Source organism: Streptomyces sp. NPDC059256, assembly GCF_042753785.1.
Lineage (GTDB): Bacteria > Actinomycetota > Actinomycetes > Streptomycetales > Streptomycetaceae > Streptomyces.
The window spans coordinates 82,101-100,714 of record NZ_JBHYZO010000004.1 but is presented as its reverse complement, the minus strand read 5'-3'; the positions used below and the strand labels follow the sequence as shown (position 1 = coordinate 100,714).

17 protein-coding genes and 1 tRNA gene are annotated in these 18,614 nt (G+C 69.9%); 11 read left to right on the top strand and 7 right to left on the bottom strand.

Translation table 11 applies throughout. The features are described 5' to 3' along the window. The first annotated feature begins 206 nt into the window (after positions 1 to 206). Positions 207 to 767 carry a GNAT family protein gene (locus ACFXJL_RS11960; RefSeq protein ID WP_358879493.1) on the top strand — a complete coding sequence of 187 codons (561 nt, stop codon included), beginning with the start codon at positions 207 to 209 and terminating at the stop codon, positions 765 to 767. 78 nt (positions 768 to 845) lie between these two features. On the opposite strand, the gene ACFXJL_RS11955 is transcribed toward ACFXJL_RS11960, so the two are convergent. Both ACFXJL_RS11955 and ACFXJL_RS11950 read right to left on the bottom strand, forming a co-directional pair. Then, positions 846 to 2,258: a M1 family metallopeptidase gene (locus tag ACFXJL_RS11955; protein ID WP_384691554.1), complete on the bottom strand. Its 1,413-nt coding sequence runs from the start codon at positions 2,256 to 2,258 to the stop codon at positions 846 to 848. 187 nt (positions 2,259 to 2,445) lie between these two features. Then, positions 2,446 to 3,003 (bottom strand): heme-binding protein, encoded by a 558-nt coding sequence (locus ACFXJL_RS11950; RefSeq protein WP_358879585.1) that lies wholly within the window; start codon positions 3,001 to 3,003, stop codon positions 2,446 to 2,448. A 242-nt stretch (positions 3,004 to 3,245) separates the two neighbouring features. Between ACFXJL_RS11950 and ACFXJL_RS11945 the strand changes: the two genes are divergently transcribed. The 5 genes from ACFXJL_RS11945 to ACFXJL_RS11925 all read left to right on the top strand — a co-directional run bounded on the left by ACFXJL_RS11945 (position 3,246) and on the right by ACFXJL_RS11925 (position 7,970). Continuing rightward, complete coding sequence (locus tag ACFXJL_RS11945; RefSeq protein ID WP_384691550.1) at positions 3,246 to 4,496, top strand: sensor histidine kinase; 1,251 nt, start codon at positions 3,246 to 3,248, stop codon at positions 4,494 to 4,496. After that, the gene (locus ACFXJL_RS11940; protein ID WP_358879494.1) at positions 4,493 to 5,116 is read left to right on the top strand and encodes a response regulator transcription factor; all 624 of its coding nucleotides are present in this window, start codon (positions 4,493 to 4,495) and stop codon (positions 5,114 to 5,116) included. Before ACFXJL_RS11945 ends, ACFXJL_RS11940 begins: the two co-directional genes overlap by 4 nt. 70 nt (positions 5,117 to 5,186) lie before the next feature. Continuing rightward, positions 5,187 to 5,684, top strand: coding sequence for a hypothetical protein (locus ACFXJL_RS11935; RefSeq protein WP_358879495.1), 498 nt, complete (start codon positions 5,187 to 5,189; stop codon positions 5,682 to 5,684). Positions 5,685 to 5,771: 87 nt separating this feature from the next. Then, positions 5,772 to 6,938 (top strand): NAD(P)-binding protein, encoded by a 1,167-nt coding sequence (locus tag ACFXJL_RS11930; RefSeq protein ID WP_384691545.1) that lies wholly within the window; start codon positions 5,772 to 5,774, stop codon positions 6,936 to 6,938. Between the two features lie 51 nt (positions 6,939 to 6,989). Beyond that, positions 6,990 to 7,970, top strand: a complete 981-nt coding sequence (locus ACFXJL_RS11925; RefSeq protein ID WP_358879497.1) for a zinc-binding dehydrogenase — start codon at positions 6,990 to 6,992, stop codon at positions 7,968 to 7,970. A gap of 228 nt (positions 7,971 to 8,198) precedes the next feature. Here the strand turns inward: ACFXJL_RS11925 and ACFXJL_RS11920 are convergent, their stop codons facing one another. Beyond that, the gene (locus ACFXJL_RS11920) at positions 8,199 to 8,675 is read right to left on the bottom strand and encodes a GNAT family N-acetyltransferase (RefSeq protein ID WP_358879498.1); all 477 of its coding nucleotides are present in this window, start codon (positions 8,673 to 8,675) and stop codon (positions 8,199 to 8,201) included. Positions 8,676 to 8,700: 25 nt separating this feature from the next. Continuing rightward, positions 8,701 to 9,582, bottom strand: coding sequence for an aminoglycoside phosphotransferase family protein (locus ACFXJL_RS11915; protein WP_384691541.1), 882 nt, complete (start codon positions 9,580 to 9,582; stop codon positions 8,701 to 8,703). A 168-nt stretch (positions 9,583 to 9,750) separates the two neighbouring features. Here ACFXJL_RS11915 and ACFXJL_RS11910 point away from each other — a divergent pair, with 168 nt between their 5' ends. After that, positions 9,751 to 11,148 carry an NAD(P)/FAD-dependent oxidoreductase gene (locus ACFXJL_RS11910; RefSeq protein ID WP_384691538.1) on the top strand — a complete coding sequence of 466 codons (1,398 nt, stop codon included), beginning with the start codon at positions 9,751 to 9,753 and terminating at the stop codon, positions 11,146 to 11,148. A gap of 184 nt (positions 11,149 to 11,332) precedes the next feature. Here ACFXJL_RS11910 and legP read toward each other — a convergent pair whose 3' ends face one another. Beyond that, a complete protein-coding gene (gene legP / locus ACFXJL_RS11905; protein WP_384691535.1) occupies positions 11,333 to 13,192 on the bottom strand; it encodes a Dot/Icm T4SS effector Zinc-dependent metalloprotease LegP in 1,860 nt (619 codons plus the stop codon). A gap of 111 nt (positions 13,193 to 13,303) precedes the next feature. On the opposite strand from legP, the gene ACFXJL_RS11900 reads away from it, so the two are divergent. After that, positions 13,304 to 13,648, top strand: a complete 345-nt coding sequence (locus ACFXJL_RS11900; RefSeq protein WP_358879502.1) for a hypothetical protein — start codon at positions 13,304 to 13,306, stop codon at positions 13,646 to 13,648. Positions 13,649 to 13,824: 176 nt separating this feature from the next. On the opposite strand, the gene ACFXJL_RS11895 is transcribed toward ACFXJL_RS11900, so the two are convergent. Then, positions 13,825 to 13,898, bottom strand: a tRNA-Thr gene (locus tag ACFXJL_RS11895). Positions 13,899 to 14,073: 175 nt separating this feature from the next. Between ACFXJL_RS11895 and ACFXJL_RS11890 the strand changes: the two genes are divergently transcribed. The 3 genes from ACFXJL_RS11890 to ACFXJL_RS11880 all read left to right on the top strand — a co-directional run bounded on the left by ACFXJL_RS11890 (position 14,074) and on the right by ACFXJL_RS11880 (position 16,601). Beyond that, positions 14,074 to 15,210: an ABC transporter ATP-binding protein gene (locus tag ACFXJL_RS11890; protein WP_384691532.1), complete on the top strand. Its 1,137-nt coding sequence runs from the start codon at positions 14,074 to 14,076 to the stop codon at positions 15,208 to 15,210. A 197-nt stretch (positions 15,211 to 15,407) separates the two neighbouring features. Next, on the top strand, positions 15,408 to 15,830 hold the full coding sequence (locus ACFXJL_RS11885) for a hypothetical protein (protein WP_358879504.1): 423 nt from the start codon (positions 15,408 to 15,410) through the stop codon (positions 15,828 to 15,830). Between the two features lie 42 nt (positions 15,831 to 15,872). Then, the gene (locus tag ACFXJL_RS11880) at positions 15,873 to 16,601 is read left to right on the top strand and encodes a nucleotidyltransferase family protein (protein WP_358879505.1); all 729 of its coding nucleotides are present in this window, start codon (positions 15,873 to 15,875) and stop codon (positions 16,599 to 16,601) included. Between the two features lie 235 nt (positions 16,602 to 16,836). Here ACFXJL_RS11880 and ACFXJL_RS11875 read toward each other — a convergent pair whose 3' ends face one another. After that, entirely contained in the window at positions 16,837 to 18,513 is a 1,677-nt protein-coding gene (locus ACFXJL_RS11875; protein ID WP_384691528.1) for a DoxX family protein, read from the bottom strand. Positions 18,514 to 18,614 lie beyond the last annotated feature (101 nt).

Sequence of the window (18,614 nt, the reverse complement as noted above, 5' to 3'; positions counted from 1 at the left end):
CTTTCGGCGTGCGCCTCGACAGGCGCGCCGAGCGCATGGCGCCGTGCCCCGGCAGGGAGCGATCCCGGCCGGGGCACGGCCGTGTCCGCTCCCGTGTTCCCTCCGAAGAGGGCACCCGGAGACCCTCCCACCCGCCCCTCTGATCGGGCTCACATGAGAAGATCACTTCGCGCCAAGCGTGCCGATTCCAGCCGTGAGAGGTAACGATGTACGCAATATCCCTGGGTGATGACGGCGCCGAGCTGCGTCCGCTCGAACCCTGGCAGGCGGACGAGTTCCTGGCCCACGTGGACCGCGGGCGGGAGTTCATCGGGCAGTTCAACGGACTGCCGGACGTGATCACGGATCTGGAGTCGAGCCGGGCGTTCCTCCAGGCGTACGCCGAGAAGACCGCGGCCGACACCGGACGCATCTACGGCATCCGCACGGACGGCAAGCTGGTCGGTGCGGTCATCTTCCGCCAACTGGACGCCGCCCGGGGCACAGCCGAAGCGGGCTGTTGGCTGGAACCGTCCGCGGTGGGCCGGGGCCTGGTGACCCGAGCGGTACGGACCATCATCGACTGGGCCGTCGAGGAGCGGGGAATCCACCGGGTCGAGTGGGTGGTCTCCGCGGGCAACGCCCCGAGCATCGCGGTCGCCCGCCGCCTCGGAATGACCAAGGAAGGCGTCCTGCGCGAGAGCTACCTCTACCGGGGCGAGCGCCACGACGAGGAGATCTGGTCGGTCCTGGCACCGGAGTGGCGGGCCGCCAAGCGGGCTTCCTGAACCCCACCGACCGCTGGAAGCAGCGCGGTCGGCCCCCTCAACTCAACCCTTCCGTCTGCTCGATCCTGGCCCCGGGCGTCACCCCCGAGCCGGGCGGTCGTCCCCATAGAGCCAGATGCGCCAGAGGTCGTCGAGTCGGTGGCCCGCCGTCTTCTCCGCGTAGGCCGTGAAGTCCTCCGTCGAGGCGTTGCCGTGCCGGTGTTCAGCGGGCCAGCCCTTCAGGATCTTGTCGAAGGTCTCGTCGCCGACTTCCTGTCGGAGCTTGTGGAGGACCATCGCGCCCCTCCCGTACACCGGGGAGCTGGAGATCCTGGCCGGTGACGGCGGGGCGGCCGGCGGGAACTCCCAGTTGGACTCGTCCTCGAACGCCTTCTCGTAGTTCTGCTGGGCCGGTACGCCGTCGAAGTCCTCGGCCCACAGCCATTCGGCGTAGGTGGCGAAGCCCTCGTTCAGCCACATGTCGCGCCAGTCGGCGGGGGTGACCGAGTTTCCGTACCAGTGGTGCGCGATCTCGTGGACGAGGATGTCGAGTTGGAAGTGCTCGGCGGGGAAGACCGGGCGGTTCTGGGTCTCCAGGGCGTAGCCGACCTCCCCGTCGGGGACGACGATCGCGCCGATCGACGAGTACGGGTACGGGCCGAACCGCCGTGTGGACCACTGCATGACCTTTGGGATCTCGGACAGCAGCGCCGCGCTGTCGTCGGCCACCGAGGGATCCACCGCGGTGATCACGGGCAGCCCTGTCGGGGTGCGCGAGGTCTTGGTGTCGTACGCGCCGATGGCCAGCGTCGCCAGATAGCTGGCCATTGGCCGGGCCGACTTCCATCTGAAGGTGGTGCGACCCGCCCGGGTGGTCTCACCGGCCAACTCGCCGTTGGAGATCACATCGAGTCCTTCGGGGACGGTCGCGGTGACGGCGTAGGTGGCCTTGTCGCTCGGATGGTGGTTCCCGGGGAACCAGGCCATCGAGCCGGCGGGTTCACCGACCGCGAGTGCGCCGTCCGCGGTCCGCAGCCAGCCCTCCTCGGAGCCGTCGGAGTCGGTGATGGTCCGGGGGGTGCCGGAGTAGTGAACGACCGTACGGAACGTCGTGCCCCGGCCCACGTCCTTCCGGGGGCGCACGGTCAGTTCATCGCCGGCCTGGTTGGCGGCTGACCCCAGCCCGTCGACGGTGACCCGGTCGGCCCTCAGGGCGTGGAGGTCGAGGTTGAAGGCGCTGAGGTCAGCGGTGGCGCGGGCGGTGATCTCGGCGGTGCCGGTCAGCCGTCCGGTGCGCGGCTCGTAGTCCAGGGTGAGGGCGTAGTGCTGGACGTCGTAGCCACCGTTCCCCAGTCGCGGGAAGAGGGGATCGCGCACTCCGGACCCGCCCGGGGTGCCCTGGACGCCCTTCGGTACGGGTCCGCTCGCGCTACATCCCGTCAGCGCGCATGCCGCGATGAGAGCCAGGGCGACGAAGGGCGCGAAAGGGCGCGATGAGATGGGCGGACGCACAGCGCGATCCTAGGGGCGGGGCGCTGTGATGCCGGGGAAAGCCCTGCTGGGGCAGGGTGTCCGACAGTCGTGACATGTCCTGGCGGGGTGCCGCCCGGGCCGCCGTCGAACGGTTGTGAACCGCCCGATGCCCCGGGCCGTCGCGTCACGACGGCCCGGGGCATCCGTGCGGGGGCCGGCCGGCGGGTCAGCGGGTCAGAGCCGCCACACCCGCTCGGGCGAACTCCTCGTCCTGGGCGCCGCTCGGCGCGCCCGCGACCCCGATTCCGGCGATCGGAGCACCCTTGACCTGCACCGGGGCTCCGCCGCCCAGGAAGAGGGTGCCGGGGATGTCCTTCAGGTTCGGGGTGGACTCCAGACGCTTGACCAGCTCAGAGGTGGGGGCGTTCCAGGAGACGGCGGTGAACGCCTTCTTCTCGGCCGACTCGTACGACTGCGGACCTGCGCCGTTGCCCCGGAGGGTCACGAGCGTGTTGCCGTTGCGGTCGACCACGGCGACCGTGATCCGCTGGCCGGCCCGCTCGGCGGCGTCCAGCGTGGCCTGCGCGGCCCGGGAGGCGGCGTCGACCGTGAGGTGGGTCGTCTGCTGGAGGTGCCGGTTCGAGGTGTCCGCCTTGACCGCCGCGCGGGACTCGGCGGCCGGCGCGTCGGCACTGGCGGTGACGGCGCCGACCGTCCCGACACCGAGGGCCGCGGCGACGGCCGCACCGGTCAGAACGCGGGTACGGACCGAGATCGACGACATCTTCTTCATGATCGTTAGCTCCTGGGGGCTGAGTTCCGGTGGTCAGCGGGACCATCTGCCATCGATCCTGGGCCTCACCAGGGCTTGTGGGCATCGGCGTACCGGCTGCCCCACACATGCATGATGGAGGAGGGGTGGGTCAGCCGATCGGCTGATGCGGCCGTGCTCCCCCGGGGTCACGATGCTGAGGAAGACCCCCTGTCCCGCCGGACCGATACGCCCGGATCAGACGTACGTAGGAGATGGCCATGCCCCCCACACCGCGGGCCGCACCTCGGTACCGGGAGGGCGAGCCTGCTCGGGAGAGCGCGTACGACACCTCGGGGGACTCGCGGGGAGCGGAGCGGGAGACCCGCTGGCTGGAGACGGTGATGAACATCGCGTTCCTCGCCCTCCTCGCCGGCGCCCTGCTGCGCTTCCTCACCCGGCACTCCGACAGCCCCTCGCTGCCCTGGGTGATCGGTCTCAGCGTCGCCCTCGCGGTCCTGCAACTCGCGGGGAGTCGCCTGACCGCGCGCCATCGGCACGGGGACCTGGTCCGACTCGCGCTGATCGTGGGCTGCTGGACGGTGGTGGTGCTGCTCGCCCCCAGCTTCGCCTGGTGCGCCGTACCGCTGATCTACACCGGTCTGCGGTCTCTGCCGACCCGCGCCGCCGTCGTCCTGGTGGCCGTCCTGTGCGCCCTGGTCATGATCGCCGAATGGCGGCTGCGGGACGGCGTCGACCCCAATCTCTTCCTGGTGCCACCCGCCGTCGCCGTACTGGCCACCGCGGTCTTCCTCCACATGGGCCGGCAGGCCGACCGGCTCCGGGCGCTGGTCGACGATCTGATCCGCACCCGTCGCGAACTGGCCGCCACCGAGCGGCGCGAAGGAACGCTCGCGGAACGGCAGCGCCTGTCCATGGAGATCCACGACACCCTCGCCCAGAGCCTGTCCAGCCAACAGATGCTCCTTCAGGCCGCCGACCGCATCTGGGCGAGCGACCCGCTGACGGCGCGCGGCCACGTCCGTACCGCAGAGTCGATCACCGAGCGCAGCCTCGCCGAGGCCAGACGCTTCGTCCACGACCTGGCGCCCGCAGACCTCGCGGAGGGCGGCGGCCTGGAACAGGCGCTGCGCACGCTCGCCGAGCGGGAGTCCACCCCGTCCCTCCCGGTCCGCTTCCACCTCGACGGCCCTCCGCAGCAGTTGCCCGACCGGGTGCAGTCCGCGCTGTTGCGGATCGCGCAGGGCGCCCTGGCGAACGTCCGCGAACACTCGGGCGCCGGCTCGGCCGCGCTGACCCTGAGCCATCTCGACGACCAGGTGGTCCTGGACATCGCGGACGACGGGACCGGGTTCGTCCCGGGGGACCCGGCGCCGGGAGTGCGCGGTCATGGCCTCGCCGCGATGCGGGCGCGCGTACAACAACTCGGCGGCACGCTGACCATCGAGTCGACACCTGGCGAAGGCACCGTCGTGTCCGCCGCGATCCCCGGGGAGCAGCGATGACCGCCGTACGCATCCTGTTGTGCGACGACCACGCGGTCGTACGGGCCGGACTGCTGGCGCTGCTCGGCAGCGAGCCCGACATCGAGGTGGTCGGCGAGGCCGGCAGCGGTGAGGAGGCGGTCGCCCTGGCCGCCAAGCTGGAGCCGGACGTGGTGCTGATGGACCTCCAGCTGGGGGCCGGTATCGACGGGGTGGAGGCGACCCGGCTGATCGCCTCCCCCACGGTGCACGTCCTGGTGCTGACGACGTACGACACCGACGCGGACATCACCCGGGCGATCGGGGCTGGCGCGACCGGATATCTGTTGAAGGCGGAACGCCCGGAGGAGTTGTTCGCCGCGATCCGTGCGGCGGCGCAGGGCCGCACCACCCTGTCAGCGCCGGTCGCGAGCCGGGTCATGGACCGGATGCGGGGCACCGGGAGCCCGCAGCTGACCGAGCGGGAGCGGGACATCCTGGGCCAGCTGGGGAGAGGGCTCGGCAACCGGGAGATCGCGAGGGCGCTGTTCATCAGCGAGGCGACGGTGAAGACCCATCTGGGCCGGATCTACGCCAAGCTGGGTGTGGACACCCGCGCGGGGGCAGTGTCCGTGGCCAAGGAGCGGCGGCTGCTGCCCTGAGCCCCGGGCCGGTTCCATGGGGTCGGCAGCCGGGGCGGGGGCACGTCCCGGAGCGTGACACCATCGGGCGGTGCTCGATATCGGCTACTCCCTCTCCCGGCGCTTCCCCGACCCCCCGCAGACCGACTACCGGCGCGCGGACACCCAGTCGCTGCGCCACGATCTGTTCTGCGGCGACGTCTACCTCGCCGACACCAAGGCCGACCGCGAACTGTCCACAGCCTGGGGATGGGTCCCGGTGCTCGACTTCGCCTGGGCACTGTGCGACATCGTCGAGCGCATCGACCGCGATCCGCGCGGCAACAGGGCCTCCGTTCCCCAGTACGCCGAGTTGGACTTCACCGAGTCCTCGGACCGGATGGTCTTCGAGCGGCGCTTCGGCTGGGTCGATGTGGAAGCCGACTGGATGCCCAGCGACGAACCGGCCCTGACCTTCAGCCACCGCGAGCTACGGCGCGAGGCCCGCGACTTCCTGCACGATCTGCTGGCCGACCTCTTCGACATGCACGAGGGCCTCGCGGACAACCCGGTGGTCTGGGACCTCCAGGCCCGCTTCCCCCGGCTGTAGGTTGCGCCCACCGGCCATGTCACATCGCGCGGCCCTGGATCGTCCTTCCTGCGAGAGCGTTCACCGACTCAGGGAAGGGATGCCCTCATGCATGAGATCACCGTGATCGGCGGCGGCTTCGGCGGACTGACCGCGGCCATCGCCGCCGCCGAGTCCGGGGCCGCGGTCCGCCTGTACGAGGCGCACCGGACGTTCGGCGGCCGGGCCCGCACCAGCGAGGCGCCCTACCGCACGAATGACGGCCCGCACGCCTTCTACCGCCGTGGACCCCACTGGGGCTGGCTGAAGCAGCGCGACCTCATCGGGCCGCTGGCCTCGATCCCGGCACGGGAGGCGGCACGCTTCCGGTTCCGTCGTGGCGGACGGCTGCGCAGGACGCCTCCGGCAGCCCTGGTCAAGCTGGCCTGCTGGGATCCAGGGCACGTACCGGTCGACGACGACTTCACCGGTTGGGCGAGCTCCCGGGTGGGCCTTGAGGGAGCGCGGGCCGCGGCCCGGTACACGGGGGTGGCGCTCTTCCACCACGACCCCGGCTCGCTCTCGGCCGCGTTCGTCCACGAGCGGCTGCGGCGCGCGACCTCGCTGCCGCCCGAGGCGAGCTATCCGCGCGGGGGCTGGGGCCAGGTCATCGCCCGCATGCTCGCCCGTGCCACGACGTTGGGCGTACGGATCGAGAGCGGCGCCCGGGTCGACGTACTGCCCGAGCGCGGCCAGGTGATCGTCGCCACCTCGCTCGATGCGGCGCGCGGGCTGCTGAAGGACGAGTCGCTGCGCTGGCCGAGCGGACGTACGACCCTGATCGACCTTGCGGTGCGCACCCACCGCAAGGACCCGTTCGTACTCTCCGATCTGGACGCGCCCGGCTGGCTGGAGCGCTTCACCGCACAGGACCCCTCACTGGCACCGGCCGGACATTCGCTCATCCAAGGTCAACTGCCCATTGCGCCCGAGGAGTCGAAGGCGGACGGGGTCCTGCACGCCGAATCCCTCTTGGACCTGGGCTTCCCTGGCTGGCGCGAACGGACCGTGTGGCGACGGGACGGACTGTCCCAGGGCCGCACCGGAGCACTCGACGCTCCGGGAACGACCTGGCGGGACCGGCCGGCGATCGATCGCGGTGACGGTGTGTATCTGGTCGGCGATCAGGTGGCGGCGCCCGGCGTCCTCTCGGAGGTGTCGTTCACCAGTGCCCTGTCGGCGGTGTCCCTGGCCGTCCGGCATCCCGCCACGGGGGTTGACCTCAATCGAACTTGAGGTTGGAAGCTGGAAGCAGACCAGGGAACGACCACTCCAGGGGAGCCCACCATGCACGCCGTACGCCTCCACGCCTTCGGACCCGCCGAGAACCTCCGCCACGAGCAGGTGGAGGACCCGCACCCCGGTCCCGGCCAGGTACGGATCGCCGTCGAAGCGGCCGGCGTCCACTACCTCGACACCCTGCTGCGCACCGGGCTCGAAGGACACCCGGCGGCACCCGCCGCGCTGCCCAGCATCCCCGGCCGGGAGGTCGCAGGAACCGTCGACGCCCTGGGCGAGGGCACCGACCACGACTGGCTGGGCAAGCGGGTGGTGGCCCATCTGGGGTTGGCCCCGGGCGGTTATGCGGAACTCGCCGTCACCGATGCGACCAGACTGCATGAGATCCCGGCGACGATCGACGCCGCCGAAGCCGTCGCCATGATCGGCACCGGCCGTACGGCCATGGGCATCGTCCAGTTCACCGAGCTCGGCCCGGACGACGTGGTGATCGTTTCAGCGGCGGCGGGCGGCATCGGCACCCTCCTGGTCCAGTACGCCAAGAACGCCGGCGCCACCGTCATCGCCCTCGCGGGCGGCCCGGCCAAGGCCGCCCGGGCACTGGCCAACGGCGCCGACCTCGCACTCGACTACCGACGGCCCGAATGGGTCGAGCAGGCACGCGACCACCTGGGCGAAACCCGGGCCACCGTCGTCTTCGACGCGGTCGGCGGAGACATCGCCCGGCAAGCCGTCGACCTGCTCGGCAAGGGGGGCCGGCACCTCGTCTACGGCGGCTTCGGGGACGACGTGACCTTCACCGCCGATGAACTGATCGAGCGGGGCATCACATCGGAGACCGTCGTGGGACCGGCAATGATCGAAAAGGCGGGCGGGGACATCCGCTCGCTGGAGGAGCGATCCCTCACGGAGGCGGCGTCCGGGCGGCTGCGCCCGGCGGTCCAGCGCTTCCCCCTCGCCGATGCCGCCGGCGCCCACCGCGCGTTGGAGACCCGCGGCACGGTCGGCAAGGTGGTGCTCGTCCCCTGATCACGGGCCCGGGCCGACCGTGGGCCCCGGTCGACCGTGGGCCCAGGTCGACCGTGGCGCTGGCCGGCCGTGGCGCTGGCCGGCCCGCCCGGCGATCCCGGCTGACTCGAAGGAAGCCCCGACGACCGGGGCCGCAGCCTCCCCGGTCGTCTCGGAAACGACGCCTGCGGGCTGTCCCGTGGTGCCTGGTGGATCAGCGCGCGCCCGCCGAGCACTGCGGGACGGCCCTTACTCCTTTTTGCCGAGCTTCCGCAGTGCGTCGTCCGTCAGCCGGTTCACGGTCCACTCGTCCATGGGCACCGCGCCCAGCGACCGATAGAAGTCGATCGACGGCTTGTTCCAGTCCAGGACCGACCACTCAAGCCGCTCGTAGCCGCGCGCCACGCAGAGCCGGGCCAACTCCGTCAACAGGGCCTTTCCATGGCCGCCGCCACGGCTGCTCGGACGGACGTAGAGGTCTTCCAGATAGATCCCGTGCACCCCGCGCCAGGTGGAGAAGTTCAAGAACCAGAGCGCGAACCCAACCGTCTCACCGGCCTCGTTCACCGCGATGTGCGCATAGGCCGCGGGATTCTCGCCGAACAGTGCCTCACGGAGTTGGCCCTCCGTGGCGTGAACCTCGTCCAGGGCTCTCTCATACTCGGCGAGTTCACACACCATGCGGTGGATCTCGGGAACATCTGTGGGCACAGCGGTACGAATCATAGGCCGAGCCTGCCCTATTTTTTGATCAGCGAGCCAACAGTGTCCGAGCGATGGACAGCTGTTCGTCCTCCAGATCGGACTCGCCGTCCTCGATGGACCACAGGCTGTTCTGGAGCACGCGCCCCAGGACCCATGCCCGCGCCCGTTCGCGATCCAGACCCAGCGTCTCGGTGAGCAGATCGAACCGCCACTGCGTCTCGGCCGGGTCGAAGAGGTTGTCCAGCGCGGGCATCAGATCGAAGCCGGGGTCCCCGGCCAACGGCCTGGGATCGATGACGAGCCAGTCTTCCCGCTCGGCACCGAGAACGTTGTCGTAGTGCAGGTCCCAGTGCAGCAGCCGATCTCCGCTCTCATCCACCACCTCCCGCACGGCGGCGGCGCAGTCCAGCAACACCCGGCGCCTGTCGTCGCGGAGGGGTTGCACCGCGTCGGGGACATCGGCGAGCATCCCGGCGGCGATGTCCTTGAGGGTGCGCATCCCCTCGGGTGCGGGCCCCGCCGTCAGACGGGCCAGCAACTCCGCCAGGATGCGCACCGCCTCGCGCTGGTCCGCCAGCGCCGACAGGGGGCGCCCGGAGTCGAGCCGTTCGAGCAGCAGCGTATTGGTGTCCGCGTCGTGGTCGAGGAGCCGTACCGCCCCGTCCCCGTCCCAGATGCGCAGGGCGACGGGCTCCCCCTCGCTCTCCTCGTCGAGCGCCTGGAGCTTGAGCGCGGCCGAAGTGCCATCGGGCCGCTCCACCGGCAGAACCAGGGCGGCCATGCCGTGCATGGCCGGCCCCGTCACCCGTAGTTGCCAACGCTCCAGGAACTCGGCCGCCCGTTGCGGCAGTACTTCGATGAAGGCACGCCCCGCTTTCCCCCCGTACTTGTGCTGTGAATCGGCCAGTGCTTCCGGTACCTCGATCATGTAGGCGATCGTATGGACACAGTGCCGACCCGCTCGCCCTATTTTCCGGCACCCGCACCAGGGCGCTCGGCCGTTGTGTTGCGTACAGTCGCCCGCAGACAAGGGGCCCGAGCAGCACCTTCACGGCCATCGGATCACCGCAGCGCGAGCCAGAGCGGCAGGGACACCATGACCAGCACCACCGCGAACGGCGGAATCTCGTTCTGGTACGCCCGGGAGGGTCTGCCCACTCCCCGTGAACCGCTGCCCGGGGACGCCTCGGCCGATGTTTGCATCGTCGGCGGTGGATACACCGGCCTCTGGACGGCCTACTACCTCAAGAAGGCCGCCCCCTTCCTGAACATCGTGGTCCTCGAAGGCAAGTTCTGCGGCTACGGGGCCTCGGGGCGCAACGGCGGCTGGCTCTACAACGGCATCGCGGGCCGTGACCGCTACGCACGGCTGCACGGCCAGGACTCGGCGGTCCGGCTCCAGCGCGCCATGAACGACACCGTCGACGAGGTCATCCGGGTCGTGGCCGAGGAGGGCATCGACGCCGACGTCCACCGCGGCGGAGTGCTGGAGGTCGCCCACACCCCGGCCCAGGCAGCCCGGCTACGGGCGTACCACGCGGCCGAAGTCGCCTTCGGTGAGAAGGAACGCGTCCTGCTCGGCGCACGGGAGACCGCGGAACGCATCCGGATCAACGGCGCGATCGCCTCCTCGTGGACCCCGCACGGCGCCCGCGTGCAGCCGGTGAAACTGGTCAAGGGGCTGGCCGCGGCGGTGGAAGCGCTGGGCGTGACGATCCATGAGTCCACCCCCGTGACCGAGATCCGCCCCCGGCACGCGGTCACCCCCTACGGAACGGTCCGCGCGCCGTACATCCTGCGCTGCACCGAGGGGTTCACCGCCGCACTGAAGGGACAGCGGCGGGCCTGGCTCCCCATGAACTCCTCCATGATCGCCACCGAGCCGTTGCCGCCGGAGGTGTGGGCGACCATCGGCTGGGAGGGCCGCGAAACACTCGGCGACATGGCGCACGCCTACGTCTACGCCCAACGCACCGCCGACGACCGGATCGCACTCGGCGGCCGTGGCGTGCCCTACCGCTTCGGTTCCCGCACCGACCACGACGGCCGTACGCAGTCGGTGACCGTGGAGGCGCTGCGCGAGATGCTGGTGCGCCTCTTCCCCACCACCGCGGGTGTCCGGATCGCCCACGCCTGGTCGGGTGTGCTCGGAGTGCCGCGCGACTGGTGCGCCACGGTCACCCTGGACCGTTCCACGGGACTCGGCTGGGCCGGCGGCTATGTGGGCTCCGGCGTCGCCACCGCCAACCTCGCCGGCCGCACCCTGCGCGATCTGATCCAACAGGACTCGGGACAGGCGGGCGCGACGGACCTCACCGCCCTGCCGTGGGTCGGCCACCGGGTCCGCAAGTGGGAGCCGGAGCCGCTGCGCTGGCTGGGCGTACAGACGATGTACGCGGCCTACCGGGGCGCCGACCGGCGCGAGTCGCTGGCCCGCAGCGCCCGAACTGACCGGGTGGCACAGATCGCGGACCGCGTCTCGGGCCGCCACTGAGCGTCCGTGCGGCGCTTCCCGTGATGCGCGTCCCTGCGGGGAAGTCACGTCCTCCCCCGCAGGAAGCGCACCACGGGAACACGGATCAACTGAACACGGATCAACCGATGGATCGCATCAACCGATGGATCGCATCAACCGGTGAAGCAGCTCAGCGAGGCAACGCATCGACCGGTGAGACGGGTCAGTCGGTGAACCGGGTCAGGATCCCGCCGAGGGATTCCCACCCCTGCACGGACGGACCCCACGAACTCCCGTCCCACCACTTGTGATGCAACGCCGAATCCGTACCGCGCACGAACAGATCCAGTCTGCCCGGCTCCCAGGCCACCGCCTCGGGCGAGCTGGTGCAGATCCCGCCGAGGGATTCCCAACCCTGCACCGACGGACCCCACGAACTCCCGTCCCACCACTTGTGATGCAACGCCGAATCCGTACCGATCACAAAGACATCAAGCCGGTTGCGACCCCAGGAAACCGCAGCGGGCGTGCCGTTGCAGATCCCGCCGAGGGATTCCCATCCCTGCACCGACGGACCCCAGGCACTCCCGTCCCACCACTTGTGGTAGAGCGCCGAATCCGTACCGACGACGAAGAGGTCGAGCCGATTCGGTCCCCAGGAGACCGCGGCGGGTGCTCCCGCACAGATTCCGCCCAATGATTCCCAGCCGGTAAGGGACGGTCCCCAGGCACTCCCGTCCCACCACTTGTGGTAGAGCGCCGAGTCAGTTCCGACACAGAAGAGATCGATCCGGTCCGCGCCCCAGGAAACCGCGACGGGATCACTCATGGAAATACCGCCGAGTGATTCCCAACCCTGCACCGAAGGGCCCCACGCATTTCCGTCCCACCACTTGTGGAAGATCGCGGAATCCGTGCCACGCACAAAGAGATCGAGCCGGTCGGGCGCCCAGGAGATCGCCTCGGGCGGACTCATACAGATTCCACCGAGGGACTCCCAACCCTGCACGGACGGACCCCACGAACTCCCGTCCCACCACTTGTGATGCAACGCCGAATCCGTACCGATCACAAAGACGTCGAGTCGGTCGTGGCCCCAGGAGAGCGCGGTGGGGCGGCTGGTGCAGATTCCACCGAGCGATTCCCAGCCCGGCACCGATGGACCCCAGGCGTTCCCGTCCCACCACTTGTGGAAGAGGGCGGAATCGGTGCCGATACCGAAGGCGTCGAGCCGGGCGGACTCCCAGGAGACGACCGGCCCCGAGGAGGGCGAGGGTCCGTACAGCGCCCGCACGGCGGCGATGTCATCGGTGCTCAGCCCGGTCCGCTGCCCGATGACCGCCCCCGCCTGCGTGGGCACGACGGTGTCCTGCCCATTGCGGGAGAAGGCCGTGCGCGGGTAGTGCATGATCGAGCCGTAGTCGTACGGGCCCACGTCGTCCCCGTCGGCGATGTGCTGGTCGAAGTTGTGCTCGAAGCCCGGGCTGATGTTGGCCCAGACGATCGAGACGAACTGGTCACGGTCCTCGCGGCTCTGCTCGTGCCAGAGTCCCACCGCATGGCCGATCTCATGGATCGTGTTCCCGGTCGTACAGCCGGCGCCGAGCGTGATGTTCTGGCCGCCGCGCTGGCGTCCGACGAAGGAGGAGCAGCCACCGCCCGGGACGAAGCGTACGAAGTCCGGGAAGCGGGCCGCGTTCGCCGCGGTTCTCCGGACGAACCGGATGGAGGTGCGCCCCTGCCAGTGGGCGATCGCGTCGGTGACCCGCTGCTGATTGGGCAGTGCCGCATCGATCTCGAACGGCACCAGCGCGCCCGGCCAACGAAATTCCCGCCCGGAGATGCTGACCGCGGACTGCGGCTGCGCATCGCCCTGCGCCTTCAGTTGGGCCGTACGCCGTTCGACGGCCTCGGCCGCGCCCAGGACGATGTCTCCTTCGAAGATCGCCTGCCCGTCGATTTCGACGTAACGAACGGGCTTGGCCTGAAAGCTTGCTCCGTCGATCAGTGCGGTTTTGACTTCCCCTGAGGAACGGAATTCCCCGTGACCCTCTCCAGCAACACTGGTTTCTGCGTTGGACATGATTTCCCCCTGCCATTCGGCTTCTTGTCCGCGCACACCGCAAAACCGATTCGCGGAACGTACTGTGGAATATCAGTGCCAGCGGGGGCCGACAAGGGGGTGCGCGAGCGTATGCCGACCGTAGAAATCACGGTGCGCCTCGCGCCGGGAACGAGCGCCCCCGGCGCGGCGATCACCTTGCGCGCCCAGGTGGAGGAAGTGGGTCCTGCGGACGCTCCGGCACGCGTGGTGGCTCGCCGAGTCATCCGTGACGTGCTCTTGGACGAGCCCCGGCAACTGTCGCTGGAGGTGGCAGAGCCGAATCCCACCCTCCGCTACACGGTCCGGGTGCACGCCGATGTGGACGGCTCGGGCCTTGTGGCCGGGCGCGATCTGGTCAGCACCCGCTCCCATCCGGTCCTCACCCTCGGCGGCCCGAACACGATCACGGTCGAGCTGAGCCCGGCAGCACCCTGAGCCCGAGCGGGCGGACAACGGACCACGGCGGAACGCACGAGGAGCAGCGGGACACCTGCGCACACGCGGGTTACATGAGGCCGGAGAAACAACCGGGGCGCCAGATGCCAGAGCCCGCTTCGGACAAAAATATGTCCCGGGTCAGAGTGATCCGGGACACATCTTGAGCTTCTGAGAGCCCCCTGTCGGATTCGAACCGACGACCTACGCATTACAAGTGCGTTGCTCTGGCCAGCTGAGCTAAGGAGGCAGCCGTAGCAGTGTAACCAACCGTGCGCCCTGGTCGACCGGCAATCTGGTTGCCCACGGCAGCTGACAGATCAGAAAAGGGCAGGTAGCGTCACCCCACGTCCACACAGGTGGACTACACCAATCCTTTACTCGGATCGTCCGGCACGTTCCTGCCGGTGAAGGGAACCATCAGCATGGCCAGCGTTACGTTCGACAAGGCGACCCGCATCTACCCCGGCGGGGACAAGCCTGCGGTCGACCAGCTCCAGATCGAGATCGAAGACGGCGAGTTCCTCGTCCTCGTCGGCCCTTCCGGTTGTGGCAAGTCCACTTCCCTCCGGATGCTCGCCGGACTTGAGGACGTCAACGGCGGAGCGATCCGCATCGGCGACCGCGATGTCACCCATCTGCCGCCCAAGGACCGGGACATCGCCATGGTGTTCCAGAACTACGCGCTCTACCCGCACATGTCCGTCGCCGACAACATGGGCTTCGCGCTCAAGATCGCCGGCGTCAACAAGAGCGAGATCCGCAAGAAGGTCGAAGAGGCTGCCAAGATCCTCGACCTGAGCCCCTACCTCGACCGCAAGCCGAAGGCGCTCTCCGGCGGCCAGCGCCAGCGTGTGGCCATGGGCCGCGCCATCGTCCGTGAGCCGCAGGTCTTCCTCATGGACGAGCCGCTGTCGAACCTCGACGCCAAGCTCCGCGTCTCCACCCGTACCCAGATCGCCTCGCTCCAGCGGCGCCTGGGCATCACCACCGTGTACGTCACCCACGACCAGGTCGAGGCCCTCACCATGGGCGACCGGGTCGCGGTCCTCAAGGACGGTCTGCTCCAGCAGGTCGACTCCCCGCGCAACATGTACGACCGCCCGGCCAACCTCTTCGTCGCCGGCTTCATCGGCTCCCCCGCCATGAACCTGGTCGAGGTGCCGATCACCGACGGCGGCGTGAAGTTCGGCAACAGCGTGGTGCCGGTCTCCCGCGAAGCCCTGAGCGCCGCCGCCGACCGCGGCGACACCACGGTCACCGTGGGCGTCCGTCCTGAGCACTTCGACGTCGTCGAGCACAACGGCGCCGCCGCCCGCTCGCTCTCCAAGGACTCCCAGGACGCGCCGGCCGGTCTCGCGATCTCCGTCAACGTCGTCGAGGAGCTCGGCGCCGACGGTTTCGTGTACGGCTCCACCGAGGTCGGCGGGGAGTACAAGGACCTGGTCGTCCGCGTCGGCGGTCGTTCCGTGCCCGACAAGGGCGCTGAGCTGCACGTCGTTCCGCGCCCTGACGAGCTGCACGTCTTCGCGACCTCGACCGGTGAGCGCCTCACCAACTGAGTCAGCTGAACGGCTCAACACAGAGTGACGGCCCCGCAGTTCCTGCGGGGCCGTTTCGCGTTTCCCGCCAAAAGCCCCACCGCTCCGGGCATTTCGGTACCCGCCGTCAACACCGGATTCGAAAGGGCTCGTCGAACCGTCCCCCGCGCGAGTGACTAAATGTCGCCAAATCATCACTGACCGCTACGCTCGCTCGCGTGACCCACTCAGCACGCCGAATCGGCCGCACTCTCGCCCTCGTTCTGCCCGTCGTCCTGGTGCTCTCCGGAACCCTCGCGGTCACCAGCGTCCCGTGGGCAGGCCAGCCGAGCCAGTCCCAGATGCTCACCGCCTCCTCCCAGGACGTCTCCGTACGCGCGAAGCCACGGGCACCCCAGGACGTCCTGCGCGACCGCCTCCTGGCCGAACTCCAAGAGAAGGACCCCGGCACCGCGCTCACCCACCTCCAGCGCGAGGTGGAAGCCCGTCCCTCACTCGCGCAGCACTGCATGTCCATCGCACGCGCCCTCGGCCGCGCCGCCGTCGACCGCCTCGGCCCCACCCGCGCCCAGTCCTACTCCAAGCCCGTCTGCGACACCTCCTTCGCCACCGGTGTCGCCGCTCAGACCCAGGGCAGCTGAGCCGCCGGGGCCTCCCGGCCCGCGCCGCATATGGTTCACGGCATGAGTACGCCTACGCATCCGACGCAGGCCGTGGTCCTGGCGGGCGGCCAGGGGTCACGGCTGCGCCCGTACACCGACGACCGCCCCAAGCCGATGGTCGAGATCCCGGGAACCGGGACCCCGATCATCGGCCATCAGCTTTCCTGGCTCGCCGCCGAAGGCGTGACCGACGCGGTCGTCTCCTGCGGCCACCTCGCCGAAGTGCTCCAGGACTGGCTGGAGAACACCGAATTGCCGCTGCGGGTCACCACCGTCGTCGAGCCCGAGCCGCTCGGCCGCGGCGGTGGACTCAAGTACGCCGCCGCCCGCCTGCCCCGTCCCGATCTGCCCTGGTACGCCACCAACGGCGACATCTGGACCCGGTTCCCCCTGCGTGAGATGGCCGCCTTCCACACCGAGCGGGACGCCGTGGCGACCCTTGCGCTCGCCCGCCCCCGCATTCCCTGGGGAGCCGTGGAGACCGATGCGTTCGGACACATCACGGACTTCATCGAATCCCCGCCGTCGCCCTTCCTGATCAACGCGGGCGTGTACGTCTTCTCCGCCACGTTCACCGAGCTCCTGCCGGATCGCGGCGACCATGAGCGCACGACGTTCCCCGGACTCGCCCGAGAGCGCCTGCTGGCCGGCTTCCCGCTGCCCCAGGGCGCCTACTGGCGGGCGATCGACACGGCGAAGGACCTCACCGAGGCCGCGAAGGAACTGGCCGCTCAGCGGCCGTCCTCGTAACTCGTACTCGTACGTTCGCCTCCCCTGCCGCACCGGCCCCCGCGCCGGCACTTCGGTACGCCTTGGTGGCTGACCCGTCCGACGGCTCCCTGCCCCCGCATGCCCGGGTGGACCTCGGCGAAGGACCCCCAGCCTTCAGCCCTCGCCCTCAGCCCTGGCCTTCAGCCCTCAGGCATGCGAAAGGCGGCCATCGGAGCTTCCGATGGCCGCCTTCGTACTGTTCGCGGGCGGGGTCTCAGCCCAGCAGACCGCCGATCACCCGGCCGCTGCCACCGCTTCCCGAACCGCCGCCGGAACCCGAGCCGGAACCGCTCGTGGACCCCGGGTCCTCGGCACTGCTGTCCGTGGCGCCGGTGCCACCGCTGCCACCCCCGGACGACGACGGCCCCGAACTGCCCGACGGTGCCTGCTGAGCGGGCTCCGAGCGGGTCTGGGGCTCCTGGGCGCCACCACCCGTGCCCCGCGGCTCGCTGGGCCTCTCCTGAGCCTCCCGGCCCGGCTCACGGGCCTTCTCCCCGGACGGTGTCGCCTGCTCCTTCTTCGGCGTGTCCACCCGGCTCACCGAAGGCTTGGGCCGCTCGGACTTCTCTCCGGTGGGGCCGGACGAACTGCGCTCGCCCGTCGGTTCGTCCTGCGGCAGGGCGGATCCGGGCAGATGGTTCGTCGGATCCTGATGGGGCCCTGGCACGGTGACCATGTCCGTGGAGCGCACCGCCCCGCCCAGCATCGAGCCGAGCAGCAGGGTGAGACCCACCACCACGGTGGCCACGACCGCTCCCCGCCTCAGCACCCGCTGGCGCAGCTGCCAGAGCTCGGAACGCGGCCCGAGCTTGCGCCACGCCTCGCTCGCCAACCGACCGTCCACCGAGTAGACCGGTGCACCCGCGATGATCAGCGGGGACCAGGCGGCGAGGTAGATGATGTCGGGAGCGTCGTAGACGGGCACGGTCCGCCAGCTGACCGTGAGGATCAACGCGGCCGACAGCAGCGCGCCCACGACGGCGGCGACCCGCTGCCACAGCCCCAGCACGGTCAGGACGCCGACGACGATCTGGAGGAAGGCGACCGTGAGACCGGCACCCACCGGGTGGGAGAGGGCGAAGTCACGCAGGGGTTCGGCCAGCGCCCACGGGTGCAGCGAGTTCAGCCACTTGACCATGGAGCCGCGCTCGCCGCCGTCGAAGTAGACGGGATCGCTGAGCTTGCCCATGCCGGCGTAGATGGAGATGAAGCCGAGGAAGACGCGCATCGGCAGCAGCACCACGCCGAGGTTCATCCGGCGCCCGGGGTAGTAGCCGTGCCGGACCGCGTCCTGACCGGCCCGATGACCGGCGGTGTCGCCCACGACGTCGTCCAACTCGTCGTCGTAGGGCTCCTGTTCATAGGAGGTGTACGAGTCGTGTGAGTCGTTGGGGTGATAGCCGTCATAGCCGTCGGGAGAGTCGTAGGCGCCGACGGCCTGGCGCATCGGCGGCAGGAGCGGGCTCTCCGAGCGGCTGTGGGGCACTGCGGGATACACGGGGTGCGGCTCGGTCGGCTCACCCTCGACGCCTGCCACACCGACCCGCGGGATCACCTGGGTCGAACCGCCGTCGTAGCGCTGGTCGTGTCCGTCCTGGTACCCGGTGGTGGCGTTGTTGCGGACCGCCTGGAGCAGTCCGGTCGCTCCCACGTCCCCGGGCGCGGACCGACCGCTCCAGACGACGGGAGCCCGCCGCCGGGTCACCGCACCCGTAAGGGGGACGCGCGTGGTGTCCGCCATGGCTCGTGAGGGGCGCGAGCTCGGAGCGAGCCGCACCCGGAAGCTGGCGTGGTTCACGATGACCTGCGCGGGGTCGCAGTCAACCTTGACCATGCTCAACGCAGGCTGATCATCGAACCCGGGCCGGGGCGTTCTGGTGTCCACACTCATCTAACCGAGTGACAACGAGTTAGGACACTGCCACGGCCAGCCCTATCTGTCCGAGACCCGTCAAGGCTGGTGAGCGGCCCGCAAAGGGCGTGGCGGGCCGA